Raw genomic sequence first — 13,176 nt, 5'->3', positions numbered from 1 at the left:
GAGGGGCAACGTTTTTGACAACCCAGGCCCCTGCGTCGGATGAAGCGAATTTTTGCAACAAGTCCAATCTGTTTGGTTTGATTCGGTGAGAATCCGCTCATGCAGCACATGAAAATTGCCTTGAAATCGCCTGCTGAATTTCACAGAAAAACAAGGTTTTGTTGTTTTAAGTCTCATATTTAGACAGGCCCGACTAACGGCGTATCGGTGCGACGTTTGTGTAGTGACATTCTTACGCGCGTCGGATAAACGCTGCGCAGAAGGGGGTGCCAAATGTCAGGTGAAACGACCGCGACCGACGTTTCTGGCCATACCAAGGGAGCCAATATGAAGCAGGAAGTTTTTCTGCCGGAAGATTATCGCCCGGCCGAAGATGAACCGTTCATGAATGATCGACAGCTTGAGTATTTTCGTCGCAAGCTGCTTGATTGGAAGACTGAACTTTTAGCAGGCAGCCGCGACACGATCGAAGGATTGCAGGACAATACCCGCAACATTCCCGATGTAGCTGACCGCGCAAGCGAAGAGACCGACCGTGCGCTGGAGCTGCGTACGCGGGATCGTCAACGCAAGCTTGTGTCCAAGATTGATTCCGCACTGCGTCGGATCGACGAGGGTGAGTATGGGTATTGCGAAAAAACGGGCGATCCTATCTCGCTGAAGCGTCTGGATGCGCGTCCGATCGCGACCATGACGCTTGAGGCACAGGAACGCCATGAACGCCGCGAGAAAGTCCACCGCGACGATTGATCGCTCGGATTTGGCGAAGCAAATACGCCGGGGCTTATGGCTCCGGCGTTTTTTGTGCGATAAGTCTGCCTTATGAATGTTGAAAGTCTGAAAGTCGGCGTTGTTGGCGCCGGAATTGGCGGCTTGGCGGCTGCGATTGCGTTGCGTCAAAAGGGTGCCGATGTTGTTGTTCTGGAACAGGCGCCTGAAATCGCCGAAGTCGGGGCTGGTTTGCAGATCAGTGCAAACGGCCTGACCGTTCTCAAGGCGTTGGGTGTTCTCGGGGACGGTCCTGATATGGGGCAACGGTCCTACGGTACGATCCTGCGCGACTACAAATCCGGGCGCTTTATCAGCCGGATCGGAGAGCCCGCTGCCGGTCCGACATACTACTACCACCGGGCGGATCTGATTGACCTGCTGCTCAAATCCGCAGGTGAGGTTGGTGTTGAGGTTCGCCTTGGCAGTAAAGTTCAGGAAATCAATGAACACCCTGAAAGCGCCAAAATACAATTGGCCACTGGGGATATCCTGCCGGTGGATTTTGTGGTTGCAGCAGATGGTGGCCGCAGCGCGATCCGCCCCATCTTGAACGGGGAGGAAATCCTTGGTTTCACCAACCAGGTGGCGTGGCGTGCGACGATTCCCTGGGATCGGGTGTCTAAATTACCCAAAGCGCATCTGACCATGGGGCCGGGGCGCCACGTGGTAACCTATCCGCTGCGCGATCAGAGCCTTCTCAATATCGTTGCCATCGAAGAGAGGTCGGATTGGCAAGGCGAAGGCTGGCGTTTGAAAGGCGATCCGAACGATCTACGCGCGCGGTTTTCGGATTTTGGCGGCAAAGTGAACGACGTATTGCAGGAGGTTCAGGATACTTATCTCTGGGCTTTGTTCCTGCGTCCGGTTGCGCGAAAATGGCAGAACGGGCGCGTCGCTCTGCTTGGGGATGCGGCGCATCCGACGTTGCCGTTCATAGCCCAGGGCGCATGCCTTGCGCTTGAGGATGCATGGATTTTGGCGCGGTCTTTTGAAGGCAACGATGTTGCCGATGCATTGAGCGCCTATGAGGCCGCACGCACCGCACGGGCTCGGAAGGTTGTTGAATTGGCCTCAGCCAATGCGCGAAACTTTCACTTGCGCGGACCCGCGCGCATTGCAGCCCAAATGGCTCTGACGGCGTTCGGAGGTCGATTGGGACGCCGATACGACTGGATATACAGCTACGACGCAACCGCCTGAGCGATCACAGATCGAGATCGACCCAAACGGGAACATGATCTGAGGGTTTCTCATGCCCTCGAACCTCAGCGTCGATCTGACAATCCCGCATGAGGTCTGCGGCCTGCGGAGTCAGCAGGAAATGATCGATGCGAATACCGTCATTCTTGTTCCATGCACCCGCCTGGTAGTCCCAGAAAGAATAGTGACCAGGCCCTTTGGTACGCGCCCGGAAGGCTTCGCTGAACCCCAGGTTTATAATCTTGCGAAACGCCGCGCGGCTTTCGGGCCGGAACAACGCATCCTCACGCCACGCATCCGGGCGTTTGGCGTCCTCGGCTTGCGGAATGATATTGTAGTCGCCAGCCATCAAAGCTGCGTCTTCGCTGGCCAGCAAGTCGCGCGCCCGGTCGTACAGGCGTTCCATCCATGCCAGTTTATACTCGTATTTTGGTCCAGGCACAGGGTTGCCATTTGGCAGATACAACCCACAAATTCGCAAAGCTTGCTTGCCAATGACCGTCGCTTCGATCCAGCGCGCCTGTTCATCTTCGTCATCACCGGGAAGGCCGCGCGTGACATCCTCCAGCGGGAACTTCGACAAGATCGCCACACCGTTAAAGCTTTTCTGCCCGTGGGTTTCGACATTGTACCCGCGCTCTTCGAACAGCTCGCGGGGGAAGTTCTCGTCAATCGACTTGATTTCCTGCAGCAGAACGACGTCGGGCTGCGCATCATCCAACCAGCGCGGCAGAGCCTCGGCCCGCGCCTTGATGCCATTGATGTTGAATGTGGCGATTTTCATGCGCAATCCTCCGAAACACTATGGCAACCTATCGCCCAGATTAGAACCAACGGCAAGTTGCTAGGCGATGTTGCGAGGCTCTGCCTCGCGCTCCGGGATATTTTTGGCCAGATGAAGAAACGCATTCTTAACCAATTTATTTGACCAGGGGTACGCGGTACAGGCGGAGACGCCGATGACCGTGCCAGGTGAGGCTCTCCGGCTTAACAGTCGGAGAGCGGACCCCTGCTTCATCTGGCTGAAAATATCCTGGGGGTTTGGGGGCAAAGCCCCCAATTGGCGATCACATGGAAAAGGATGTGCCGCAGCCGCAGGAGGAGGTGGCATTGGGATTGTTGATCACAAAGCGCGCGCCGATCAGTTCCTGGGTGAAATCGATGACGGCGTTTTCGAGAAATGGCAGCGAAATCGAATCTACGATCACCTTCTGACCTTTGCCTTCCAGCACAAGGTCATCCTCTTTCGGCTCATCCAGCGCGATTTCGTATTGAAATCCGGAACACCCGCCGCCTTCCACTGCGACGCGCAGGGCCTGACCCTGATCCGCTGCGCCGATTTCGGCAAGGCGTTCAAAGGCGCGTTCTGTGACTGATGGGGGCAGATTCATGCCGGGCTCCAAAGGTTTCTTTCCTCTACGCTCTACAATATAGAAAGTGTAAGGACAGGCGACAAGGACAAGACCATTGGAGCGAGCAGGTTTTGCCTCTGATCCAGGCCGCGCAAGGGGGCGGCTTGTACCAGAGGAAGAAAGCAGTTTCCGGACATGCTTTCAGCGCGACCGGGACCGGATCATCCACGCAAGTGCCTTCCGACGGCTCAAACACAAAACGCAGGTGTTTGTGGAACATGAGGGCGATAACTACCGCACGCGGTTGACCCACTCGATCGAAGTGGCGCAGGTGGCGCGTACGATTGCGGGTGCGTTGGCGCTGAACCCCGAATTGACCGAAGCGGTTGCCTTGGCGCACGACCTTGGGCACACACCATTTGGCCACACTGGTGAAGATGCGTTGCACGCGCTGATGGCGCCCTATGGCGGGTTCGACCACAATGCCCAAGCCATTCGAATCGTGACCAAACTGGAACGTCACTATGCCGGTTTCGATGGCTGCAATCTGACCTGGGAGTGTCTTGAGGGTATTGCCAAACACAACGGCCCGGTGCTGGGTGAACTGCCGTGGGCCCTGGCGGAGTTCAATGAACACTTTGATCTGGAATTGTACACGCATGCCAGTGCTGAGGCGCAGGTCGCGGCGTTGTCAGATGACGTCGCCTATAACAACCACGATCTGCTGGACGGGCTGAGGGCTGGGCTGTTCTCGGATGACGATATCCGGCAATTGCCTATTGTTGGGGATTGTTATGCTGAAGTGGACCGAAAATACCCCGATTTAGAAGCTTACCGCCGTCGTCACGAGGCGTTGCGCCGCGTGTTCGGCGTTATGGTGGCTGACGTTATCGACACATCGAGTGATTTGCTTGTCGGTTCAGGTGCGCAAACGGTCGAAGAAATTCGTAACATTGGCTACCCGGTGATCCGGTTTTCCGATGACCTTTGGGTGCAGCTGAAAGAAATCAGGGCCTTTTTGTTCACGCGGATGTACCGGGCGCCCAGCGTCATGACTGTTCGGGACGAGGTGAGCAAAGTCGTCGAAGATCTATTTCCCATCTACCTCAGCGACCCCAAACAAATGCCTGCGCGGTGGCATAGCGATATTGAGGCGGCAGGCAGTGAGACGGCGCTGGCGCGAATTGTCTCGGACTATATTGCGGGTATGACGGATCGCTTCGCGTTGCAGGATCATGCGCGGCTTATTGGGGGCTGATCACTCAACCCCGATATAGGCTAGTGCCCACACCTGTTGCCCTGATTGCTCTTGCGCAAGATCGGCGTCATCAGTGGGTGGAAAAACAATCATTGTTGGACCGTAGCCACCGATTCCCATAGGCGCACCATCCGCATGGGTTGCGACAATCGGTTGATGTGCAGTGATGCTGTCCCATGGAATTTCCGCCTGATAGCCGTCCATGGCCATAGGCATGGCCGTTTTGCCCTCGGCCCCTGCCACTTTCATAACTTCTGAAAGGTGTGGGCCGGAAAAGGCGATGTCGCGTTGGTTGCCTTCTGGGCCATAGGTGATGGTGATCTCGACTTGCTCAAGCTGATCCAGCATCGCGGCGTCAAACCCCGCGCCACCGTTATGCTGGACTTCAAGATATCCAAGCAACCCGCCATCATTTTCGTCGCGCACGGGCAGATTTGTCTGGGTCACGGCACCGCCCAGCGTTAACAACACGTGGCCTTGCGGGGCGGGCATGTCAGCCCATACCGGTGTCGCAGCTGTCAGCAGTAGGCTTAGCGGCAGTGTAAGGCGCATGGATCAATCTCCGGTTCCTGAGTTTATGCCGAGATTAGCGAGCTTTGACGCGAAACCAAGCCCAAACCGATCGCTTGCATTGACCTTGTCGCCTTGCGTGGTAAACCGCCCGGCAAGCAAAAGGACATCCGAAATGAACCTGTTTTCCGAGATCCGCGGCCTGGTGCTGGACGCGCTGGCACAGATGCAGTCCGAAGGCGCTCTGCCCGAAGGGCTTAGCTTTGACAACGTGGCGGTTGAACCGCCGCGTGACGCGGCACATGGAGACATGGCGACAAATGCCGCGATGGTGTTGGCGAAGCCTGCCAAGATGAAGCCGCGCGACATTGCCGATCTGTTGGCCGGGAAACTGGCGGCGGATGACCGGATCACCAGCGCCGAAGTGGCAGGGCCCGGCTTCCTGAACCTGCGGCTTGCGCCATCGGTTTGGCAAGGCGTTCTGGCCGCGGTGTTGGAACAAGGCACGGATTATGGTCGCTCGACCATGGGGCATGGGCAAAAGGTCAACGTGGAATACGTTTCGGCCAACCCTACCGGTCCTTTACATGTAGGTCATACGCGGGGTGCTGTGTTTGGCGATGCGCTGGCAAGCCTTCTGGCCTATTCGGGCCATGACGTGACACGCGAATACTACATCAACGATGGCGGCGCACAGGTGGATGTGTTGGCACGATCAGCGTATGAGCGGTACCGCGAAGCCAATGGTCTAAGCCCCGAGATTGCCGAAGGGCTCTATCCCGGCGACTACCTGATCCCGATCGGTGAGGCGCTGAAAGAGAAATATGGCGACAGCCTGGTCGACAAGCCCGAAAGCGACTGGCTGGAAGATCTGCGTGAGTTCTCAACCGAGGCGATGATGGACCTGATCCGCGCCGATCTGAAGGCGCTGGGTGTCGAGATGGACGTGTTCTTCTCGGAAAAGTCGCTCTATGGCACGGGCCGGATCGAGGCTGCGCTGAAGTCACTGACCGACAAGGGGCTGATCTATGAAGGCGTGCTGGAGCCACCCAAAGGCAAAAAGCCCGAAGATTGGGAACCGCGCGAGCAGACACTGTTCAAATCGACTGAACACGGTGACGACGTAGACCGCCCGGTCAAGAAGTCGGATGGCAGCTGGACCTATTTCGCCCCGGATATCGCCTATCACTACGACAAGGTAAGCCGTGGTTTTGACGCGCTGATCGATGTGTTCGGTGCGGACCATGGTGGCTATGTCAAACGGATGAAGGCGGCTGTGTCAGCCCTGTCCGATGGTCAGGTATCGCTGGATATCAAGCTGACCCAGCTGGTGAAACTGTGGAAGAACGGCGAGCCTTTCAAGATGTCGAAGCGGGCAGGGAACTTTGTCACCCTCCGCGATGTGGTCGATCAGGTCGGGCCGGATGTGACGCGTTTTGTCATGCTGACCCGTAAGAACGACGCGCCGCTGGATTTCGATTTCGACAAGGTGCTGGAGCAGAGCCGCGAGAACCCGGTGTTCTACGTGCAATATGCCCATGCCCGGGTCATGAGCGTGCTGCGTCGCGCGGCTGAGGCTGGGATAGACGCGGAGGATACCACACTTAAAGGCGCCGACCTTGGCAAGATTGATCACGCGTCTGAGCTAACTGTCGCCAAGAAACTGGCCGAATGGCCACGGCTGGTCGAGATCGCCGCGCGCACTAATGAACCGCACCGCATTGCCTTCTATCTGTATGAACTTGCAGGGGATTTCCATGCATTGTGGAATAAGGGCAACGAAGAAACCCAATTGCGCTTCATTCAGGATGGCGATGTGGCCACAAGTCAGTCAAAAATCGCACTGGCCCGCTCCGTTTCTGTTGTGATTTCAGCGGGCTTGGGTATTCTTGGCGTTACTCCGGCGCAGGAGATGCGGTAACCAATACCGCCCGAACCGCCGGTCTGAGGCAGACAAGAAATGACCCGCGCACCGTTTTTAAGGCGCAACCGGGCAGTGAGGCGGATATGTCGAGTTACGATTACTCGGGGCAAGCGCGCCCCGAGCAGATGCAATACACGAATCAAGCGTATTCTGACGATGCGTATGGTTATCCCGAAGATATGCAGGATTATGAGGCCCCGCGCGGCGCAGCCGGGCTGGCACGCGCTGTTAATATGTTGGGCGCCGTTGCCTCGCTGGCGCTGGTCGCAGGTGTTGCGGTTTGGGGATACCAACTGGTGATGCGCGATGTCAGCGGGGTGCCCGTTGTGCGCGCGGCGGAAGGGCCGATGCGCATTCAACCCGAAAACCCGGGTGGAACACCCGCCGATCATCAAGGTCTTGCAGTTAACGCGGTCGCCGCGGAAGGGTCGGCCGCGGCCCCGGCGGATCGTTTGATCCTCGCGCCGCGCCCGGTCTCTCTCACAGATGAAGATTTACCAGCGGGTGAATTGAAGCCGACGCCCGCGCTGCATGTTGTTGAGGAGCCGATTTCCAACAATGAGGCTGCCGAATTGCGCCAGAATGCCGTGGATGCTCTGGTTGCAGAGCTGGCTGGACAAGCCAATGCATCTGGTCACCCGGCAGAGCAAGGGGTTCAACTGGCCGCACTGGTAACACCCGAAGAAGAACCGGCCATTGATCCGGCGGATCTGGCCGCATCGCTCCCTGATCCAGCTATTGCAGCGCTGCCGGGCGTGCGGCGGTCCTTGCGACCACATAATCGTCCGGCCCGTGCGCTCAGCGGCAGCGTGTCGCCAAGCGAAAGTTCTGAAGACGCGATCAACGCAGCCGTCAAAGCCGCTGCTGGTCTGGATGTCGATCCCGACACCCTGAGCAAGGGTACACGCATGGCGCAGCTCGGCGCGTATGAAAGCGCGGAAGTAGCAAAGGCGGAATGGGCACGATTTGACGGTCGGTTTGGCGAATATATGGATGGAAAACAGCGCGTTATTCAGCAAACTTCAAGTGGCGGTCGCACCTTCTACCGACTGCGCGTGCTTGGGTTCGAAGACCTCAGCGACTCGCGCCAATTCTGTGCTGCTCTGGTTGCCCAAGGCGCTGATTGCATCCCGGTGGCCGTACGGTGACATTCGGTGCCACGATCACCGATGCCGAGGGTCTGCGTCTAAATCCGGCAGAACGGGCCTTGTTCCGCCAGATGAACCCGTTCGGGTTCATCCTGTTTACTCGCAATATCGAAAGCGCGGATCAGGTGCGGGCCTTGTGCGACGACTTCCGCGAGGCGGTTGGGCGCAATTGCCCGATCACCATTGATCAGGAAGGTGGACGGGTACAGCGCCTGCGCGCACCTTTAGCGCGCGAATGGAGACCGCCGCTAGATCATGCCAGGCAGGCTGGGGATGAAGCCGAGAGGGCCATGTACCTGCGGTATCGTCTGATAGCGGATGAACTTTTTTCTCTGGGGATCGACAGCAATTGCGCCCCAATGGTGGATATCGCCCAGCCGGAAACGCATGCGTTTTTGCGCAACCGCTGTTACGGGTCAGATGCCAAGACCGCCTCCCGGATTGGCCGCGCCGTCGCGCAAGGGCATCTGGATGGCGGCGTCTTGCCGGTTGTAAAGCACATCCCGGGCCACGGCCGCGCGACGTTGGACAGCCACCATGATCTGCCGCATGTGGATCTGTCGCTGGATGAGCTGGCGCACAATGATTTCGCCCCGTTTCGCGCGCTGAATGACATGCCAATGGGTATGACGGCGCATCTGGTATACGATCAGATCGACCCGCAGCCAGCGACGATATCTGCCCCGATGATGAACTTGATCCGCGATAAGATCGGGTTTGATGGTCTGGTGATGACCGATGACATCTCGATGAAAGCACTCAGCGGATCACTGTCCGAGCTGGCAGGGCTGTCGTTGCAGGCGGGGTGTGATGTAGTGCTTCATTGTAACGGAACATTGTCCGAACGCTCCGAAGTCATGGAAGCTGCTGGTCAGATGACCGACACGGCGCAATCCCGCGCGGAACGGGCTTTGGCCATGCGCAAAGCCCCGCAGGAACTTGACATACAGGCCGCCGAGGCGGAACTATCCCGCCTAATGGGCGGGCAGGTGTATGAACGATAACCTTTTCAGTGAAGACCCGGTCTCGGTCGCGGATCGGCTTGCAGCCGAGGCGCTGATTGTCGATGTGGACGGGTTCGAAGGCCCGCTTGATGTGCTGCTGACATTGTCACGGACGCAAAAGGTTGATCTGCGCAAGATTTCGGTTCTTGCCCTGGCTCAGCAGTATTTGGCCTTTGTCGAAAAGGCCCGCGCGTTGCGGATTGAATTGGCAGCGGATTATCTGGTGATGGCAGCATGGCTTGCCTTCCTGAAATCGCGCTTGTTGCTGCCGCCTGACCCGGATGACGAAGGCCCATCTGGCGAAGAACTGGCCGCACATCTGGCATTTCAACTGGAACGTCTGCAGGCCATGCGCGATGCGGCGGCGCGCCTGATGGCGCGCGATCAACTGGGGCGAGATTTCTTCCGGCGCGGGCAGGGCGAAGATGTCACCCGCATCCGTACAGTAACGTATTCTGCCACGTTGTTGGACCTGATGCAGGGCTATGCCCGCATTCGCACGCGCGATGAATTCCGACCCTTTGTTATGGACCGTGACGCGGTGTTCACGATGGAGCAGGCGCTGGAACGGATGCGCCCGCTGATCGGATTCGCCGGAACCTGGACTGATATGGAAACCTATCTGCCCGAGGGCTGGGATGCTGATCCGGTGCGCAAGCGCTCGGCCACTGCGGCGACGTTTGCAGCCTCGCTGGAGTTGGTGAAAGAAGGACATATGGAGATGAAGCAATGCGAGAGCTTTGCGCCGATCCAACTGCGCAAGAGGACCGAGACTTGACTGACGCCCCCAAAGACGATGGCACCGGCACCCTGTTCGAGGCACCTCCGCTAGCTGAGCAGGAGCGTATGGTCGAGGCGGTTCTGTTTGCCAGCGCCGAACCTGTGACGATTGCAGATCTCGAAGTACGGATGCCTCATGGCAGCGACGCGGCGCAAGCGGTGGAAGTTCTGCAAAAGCGCTATGAAGGGCGCGGTGTGCGTGTGGTCAAGGTGGGTGAGGCCTGGGCCATTCGAACCGCCCCCGACCTGGGGTTCCTGATGCAAAAGGAAACCGTTGAGACCCGCAAGCTTAGCCGGGCCGCGATCGAAACTTTGGCTATTGTGGCCTATCATCAGCCCTGTACCCGGGCCGAAATCGAAGAGATCCGGGGCGTGTCGGTGTCGCGTGGAACCATTGATCAACTCCTTGAAATGGAGTGGATTCGTCTGGGCCGCCGTCGCATGACACCGGGCCGTCCGGTGACGTTTGTGGTTACCCCGCAATTTCTGGACCATTTCGGTTTGGAAAACGCGCGTGATTTGCCGGGTCTCAAGGAATTGCGTGCCGCTGGACTGCTGGAAAACCGGCCGCCTCCGGGCGCGATGCCCATTGGCGAGGGAAGCGACGACGAAGCGGACGAGGATCAAACCGAACTGTTCGAAGAAGAGTGATCGCACGGCCCTTTTGTTGCCGTACAGATCGCTTATGTTGTGGGTCAGGGAACCGGAGTTGAACAGATGAACGCAAATCGGATCATCGACATGATCGTGCGACAGGTGGTACGCCGCCTAGTCACACGGGGTGTGGACAAAGGGTTTGATCTGGCTGATCGGACCACCCGTAAACCTGGCCAGACATCCGCGCCACCCAGTGATCCTGAAGCCAAGCGCCAAATGGCAGACAGCTCAGGGCGGCAAAAACAGAACATGAAACAGGTGCAGCAACTGACACGTCAGATGCGACGATTCATGAGGTTCTGAAGGTCAGCCTGGAGCTTTGAAGTGTTTAGACAGTTTCAAACCCTGGCCTTGATAGTTCGAGGCAATGCCCGCACCGTATAGCTGCGTTGGCATTTCGGCCATGCGTTCATAAACCAGCCTGCCAACAACTTGCCCGTGCTCCAGCACAAAGGGCGCTTCATGACAGCGTACTTCCAGCACGCCGCGCGATCCTGCGCCACCTGCTTCGGCATGGCCAAAACCGGGATCAAAGAAGCCTGCATAGTGCACGCGAAACTCGCCAACCATCGCCAGATAGGGGGCCATTTCGGCTGCATACAGGGGTGGGATATGCACGGCTTCGCGGCTGACAAGGATGTAGAAAGCACCGGGGTCCAGGATGATACGCCCGTCCTTGGTGCGAACTTCTTCCCAGTAATCCTGCGGATCATATCCACCGATGCGATCCAGATCGATCACACCCGTATGTGGTTTGGCGCGGTATCCAACCAGATCGGTGCCCGGCAATTGCAGGTCTACCGAAAACCCTAACCCGTCTTGAATCACGGCGGGTCCGTCCACCAAGGGCGAGTCTGCATGTAGTGTACTCAGCTCATCATCTGACAAAACGGCCTGACCCTGACGGAACCGGATCTGGTTCAGCCGCATGCCGGGCCGCACCAGAACCGAGAAGGAACGCGGGCATATCTCAGCATATAGCGGGCCGGTGTATCCCGAGGGCACCCGGTCAAACTCGGTGCCGCCATCGGTGATCGTGCGGGTCAGCAAGTCCAATCGACCGGTCGAGCTTTTGGCATTGGCCACAGCATTTGTGCCGGATGGAAGCGCGAGCGACTCCATAAGCGGCACAAGATAGACGCAGCCCTTTTCCAGAACGGCCCCGCCGGTGATATCGATGCGATGCATCTCAAACTCTGTCAGGCGATCTGCAACCGTTCGGCCTTCGCCAGCCAGGAACGAGGCGCGCACCCGGTAAGCCACTGTTCCCAAACGAAGATCAAGGCTGGCCGGCTGAATTTGCGCAGGCAAAACGTCTGGGCTGGCCGAGATTTCGCCACGCCCGATCATTGCTTCGATCTGCTGGTTAGGGCACACGCCTGTCATTCTATTCCCCCTCTGCGACAGAAGAGGATCTGGCCTGTCTGCCATAAACGTCGGTGTGATTTGGTCGGGCTAGCAGGACTCGAACCTGCGACCTTCCGTCCCCCAGACGGACGCGCTACCAGGCTGCGCCATAGCCCGACGTTGAGGTGTTCATAAAGACTTTCCCGGCAGGGGCAAGAGGAAAACAAAGCCTTTGTACCTATCCTGCCACCCGGTTCTCAATTCGATTCAACAGGCTACGCAATTCTTTGGCAACCGGTGCAATCTGGCGCAAAAGCTGATCGTCAAACTCGGTTTTGCTCCAGGCTTGCGTGGCGATTCCGCCCAGCAGGGGGGCCTCGTCCAGGTATCCCCGGGCAGCGGGTTTTCGAGCTTCGGACACTGCCGTTGTTTCATCCGTATTCTCAAGATCCATATGGATCTGCTCAGCCGCTGGGGACGCATTCTGTTCGGATGAAAAGGGCACAACAACTGCGTCTGACGTTTCCGGCATATCATCGAGGCTTGGAGACAGCGAGGCCACATGAGCCACACCCTGTTCGCGCAAAATGCGTTGAACGCCTTTGATTGTAATCCCTTCCTCGTGCAGCAAACGTTTGATACCGCCCAGAAGGCGCATGTCATTCGGACGGTAATACCGACGTCCACCAGCGCGTTTGACCGGTTTCACCTGCGTGAACCGGCTTTCCCAGAATCGTAGCACATGTGCCTGAACGCCGAGCCAATCCGCAACTTCACTGATGGTGCGAAAGGCGTCGGGCGACTTGCTCATAACCGTTATGTCCTGAACTTACTTGCGATTCCCGGCTGCGACGCGATCCTTCATCAGATGCGACGGGCGGAAGGTCAGCACGCGACGCGGCTGAATAGGAACTTCTTCACCGGTTTTGGGGTTGCGGCCGATGCGGGCGGTTTTGTCCCGAACGCTGAATGTACCAAAAGATGAAATCTTGACCTGTTCCCCACGCACCAGCGCGTCAGACATATGATCAAGAACGCTTTCGACCAGTTGCGCGCTTTCATTGCGTGAAAGACCGACTTCACGAAAGACGGCCTCGCTCAGATCCATTCGGGTCAGTGTTTTGTCGCCCATGCTTTTTCCCCTGTTGATATCAAAGCATAGGGTGATGCGAAATTCGCTGTCAATATCAATGAATTGCAAGCGGCTGTGTAAGCTGGAAAATGC

The 13,176-nt window shown here is 57.6% G+C and carries 15 protein-coding genes and 1 tRNA gene; 9 read left to right on the top strand and 7 right to left on the bottom strand.

Translation table 11 applies throughout. From position 1 onward, the window contains the following. The first annotated feature begins 327 nt into the window (after positions 1-327). Positions 328-750 (top strand): RNA polymerase-binding protein DksA, encoded by a 423-nt coding sequence (gene dksA, locus Q1B13_RS03475; protein WP_120632936.1) that lies wholly within the window; start codon positions 328-330, stop codon positions 748-750. 72 nt (positions 751-822) lie between these two features. Continuing rightward, a complete protein-coding gene (locus Q1B13_RS03470) occupies positions 823-1,971 on the top strand; it encodes an FAD-dependent monooxygenase (protein ID WP_299075961.1) in 1,149 nt (382 codons plus the stop codon). Positions 1,972-1,975: 4 nt separating this feature from the next. On the opposite strand, the gene xth is transcribed toward Q1B13_RS03470, so the two are convergent. Next, on the bottom strand, positions 1,976-2,755 hold the full coding sequence (gene xth / locus Q1B13_RS03465; RefSeq protein ID WP_299075959.1) for an exodeoxyribonuclease III: 780 nt from the start codon (positions 2,753-2,755) through the stop codon (positions 1,976-1,978). A 283-nt stretch (positions 2,756-3,038) separates the two neighbouring features. Beyond that, positions 3,039-3,362: an iron-sulfur cluster assembly accessory protein gene (locus Q1B13_RS03460; RefSeq protein ID WP_120632998.1), complete on the bottom strand. Its 324-nt coding sequence runs from the start codon at positions 3,360-3,362 to the stop codon at positions 3,039-3,041. Positions 3,363-3,438: 76 nt separating this feature from the next. Here Q1B13_RS03460 and Q1B13_RS03455 point away from each other — a divergent pair, with 76 nt between their 5' ends. Next, positions 3,439-4,581, top strand: coding sequence for a deoxyguanosinetriphosphate triphosphohydrolase (locus Q1B13_RS03455; RefSeq protein WP_299075957.1), 1,143 nt, complete (start codon positions 3,439-3,441; stop codon positions 4,579-4,581). On the opposite strand, the gene Q1B13_RS03450 is transcribed toward Q1B13_RS03455, so the two are convergent. Beyond that, on the bottom strand, positions 4,582-5,133 hold the full coding sequence (locus Q1B13_RS03450; protein WP_299075954.1) for a hypothetical protein: 552 nt from the start codon (positions 5,131-5,133) through the stop codon (positions 4,582-4,584). Between the two features lie 133 nt (positions 5,134-5,266). Between Q1B13_RS03450 and argS the strand changes: the two genes are divergently transcribed. The 6 genes from argS to Q1B13_RS03420 all read left to right on the top strand — a co-directional run bounded on the left by argS (position 5,267) and on the right by Q1B13_RS03420 (position 10,907). Beyond that, complete coding sequence (gene argS, locus Q1B13_RS03445) at positions 5,267-7,012, top strand: arginine--tRNA ligase (RefSeq protein WP_299075952.1); 1,746 nt, start codon at positions 5,267-5,269, stop codon at positions 7,010-7,012. A gap of 86 nt (positions 7,013-7,098) precedes the next feature. Further along, positions 7,099-8,163 (top strand): SPOR domain-containing protein, encoded by a 1,065-nt coding sequence (locus Q1B13_RS03440; RefSeq protein ID WP_299075949.1) that lies wholly within the window; start codon positions 7,099-7,101, stop codon positions 8,161-8,163. Then, entirely contained in the window at positions 8,160-9,167 is a 1,008-nt protein-coding gene (gene nagZ, locus Q1B13_RS03435) for a beta-N-acetylhexosaminidase (RefSeq protein ID WP_299075946.1), read from the top strand. The genes Q1B13_RS03440 and nagZ overlap by 4 nt, the downstream gene beginning before the upstream one ends. Beyond that, positions 9,157-9,945 carry a ScpA family protein gene (locus Q1B13_RS03430; protein ID WP_299075943.1) on the top strand — a complete coding sequence of 263 codons (789 nt, stop codon included), beginning with the start codon at positions 9,157-9,159 and terminating at the stop codon, positions 9,943-9,945. Before nagZ ends, Q1B13_RS03430 begins: the two co-directional genes overlap by 11 nt. After that, the gene (gene scpB / locus Q1B13_RS03425) at positions 9,942-10,598 is read left to right on the top strand and encodes an SMC-Scp complex subunit ScpB (RefSeq protein WP_299075940.1); all 657 of its coding nucleotides are present in this window, start codon (positions 9,942-9,944) and stop codon (positions 10,596-10,598) included. The genes Q1B13_RS03430 and scpB overlap by 4 nt, the downstream gene beginning before the upstream one ends. A 66-nt stretch (positions 10,599-10,664) precedes the next feature. Then, on the top strand, positions 10,665-10,907 hold the full coding sequence (locus Q1B13_RS03420; RefSeq protein WP_298935969.1) for a hypothetical protein: 243 nt from the start codon (positions 10,665-10,667) through the stop codon (positions 10,905-10,907). Positions 10,908-10,910: 3 nt separating this feature from the next. Here Q1B13_RS03420 and Q1B13_RS03415 read toward each other — a convergent pair whose 3' ends face one another. The 4 genes from Q1B13_RS03415 to ihfA all read right to left on the bottom strand — a co-directional run bounded on the left by Q1B13_RS03415 (position 10,911) and on the right by ihfA (position 13,083). Beyond that, positions 10,911-11,990 (bottom strand): 2'-deoxycytidine 5'-triphosphate deaminase, encoded by a 1,080-nt coding sequence (locus tag Q1B13_RS03415; protein ID WP_298935968.1) that lies wholly within the window; start codon positions 11,988-11,990, stop codon positions 10,911-10,913. A gap of 61 nt (positions 11,991-12,051) precedes the next feature. Further along, positions 12,052-12,128 (bottom strand) — tRNA-Pro (locus tag Q1B13_RS03410). Positions 12,129-12,189: 61 nt separating this feature from the next. After that, positions 12,190-12,762, bottom strand: a complete 573-nt coding sequence (locus Q1B13_RS03405) for a MerR family transcriptional regulator (protein ID WP_299075935.1) — start codon at positions 12,760-12,762, stop codon at positions 12,190-12,192. An 18-nt stretch (positions 12,763-12,780) separates the two neighbouring features. Beyond that, positions 12,781-13,083, bottom strand: coding sequence for an integration host factor subunit alpha (gene ihfA, locus Q1B13_RS03400; protein ID WP_120633007.1), 303 nt, complete (start codon positions 13,081-13,083; stop codon positions 12,781-12,783). Positions 13,084-13,176 lie beyond the last annotated feature (93 nt).

This window comes from uncultured Ruegeria sp., from assembly GCF_947489545.1.
Lineage (GTDB): Bacteria > Pseudomonadota > Alphaproteobacteria > Rhodobacterales > Rhodobacteraceae > Ruegeria.
The sequence above is the reverse complement of the archived record's forward strand: the minus strand, read 5'-3'. Positions and strand labels throughout refer to the sequence as shown.

Bases quoted from the DNA above. Each gene is read 5' to 3' on its own strand.
- dksA (WP_120632936.1), top strand. From the start codon at position 328: ATGAAGCAGGAAGTTTTTCTGCCGGAAGATTATCGCCCGGCCGAAGAT.
- Q1B13_RS03470 (WP_299075961.1), top strand. From the start codon at position 823: ATGAATGTTGAAAGTCTGAAAGTCGGCGTTGTTGGCGCCGGAATTGGC.
- xth (WP_299075959.1), bottom strand. From the start codon at position 2,755: ATGAAAATCGCCACATTCAACATCAATGGCATCAAGGCGCGGGCCGAG.
- Q1B13_RS03460 (WP_120632998.1), bottom strand. From the start codon at position 3,362: ATGAATCTGCCCCCATCAGTCACAGAACGCGCCTTTGAACGCCTTGCC.
- Q1B13_RS03450 (WP_299075954.1), bottom strand. From the start codon at position 5,133: ATGCGCCTTACACTGCCGCTAAGCCTACTGCTGACAGCTGCGACACCG.
- argS (WP_299075952.1), top strand. From the start codon at position 5,267: ATGAACCTGTTTTCCGAGATCCGCGGCCTGGTGCTGGACGCGCTGGCA.
- Q1B13_RS03440 (WP_299075949.1), top strand. From the start codon at position 7,099: ATGTCGAGTTACGATTACTCGGGGCAAGCGCGCCCCGAGCAGATGCAA.
- Q1B13_RS03430 (WP_299075943.1), top strand. From the start codon at position 9,157: ATGAACGATAACCTTTTCAGTGAAGACCCGGTCTCGGTCGCGGATCGG.
- Q1B13_RS03420 (WP_298935969.1), top strand. From the start codon at position 10,665: ATGAACGCAAATCGGATCATCGACATGATCGTGCGACAGGTGGTACGC.
- Q1B13_RS03415 (WP_298935968.1), bottom strand. From the start codon at position 11,990: ATGACAGGCGTGTGCCCTAACCAGCAGATCGAAGCAATGATCGGGCGT.
- Q1B13_RS03405 (WP_299075935.1), bottom strand. From the start codon at position 12,762: ATGAGCAAGTCGCCCGACGCCTTTCGCACCATCAGTGAAGTTGCGGAT.
- ihfA (WP_120633007.1), bottom strand. From the start codon at position 13,083: ATGGGCGACAAAACACTGACCCGAATGGATCTGAGCGAGGCCGTCTTT.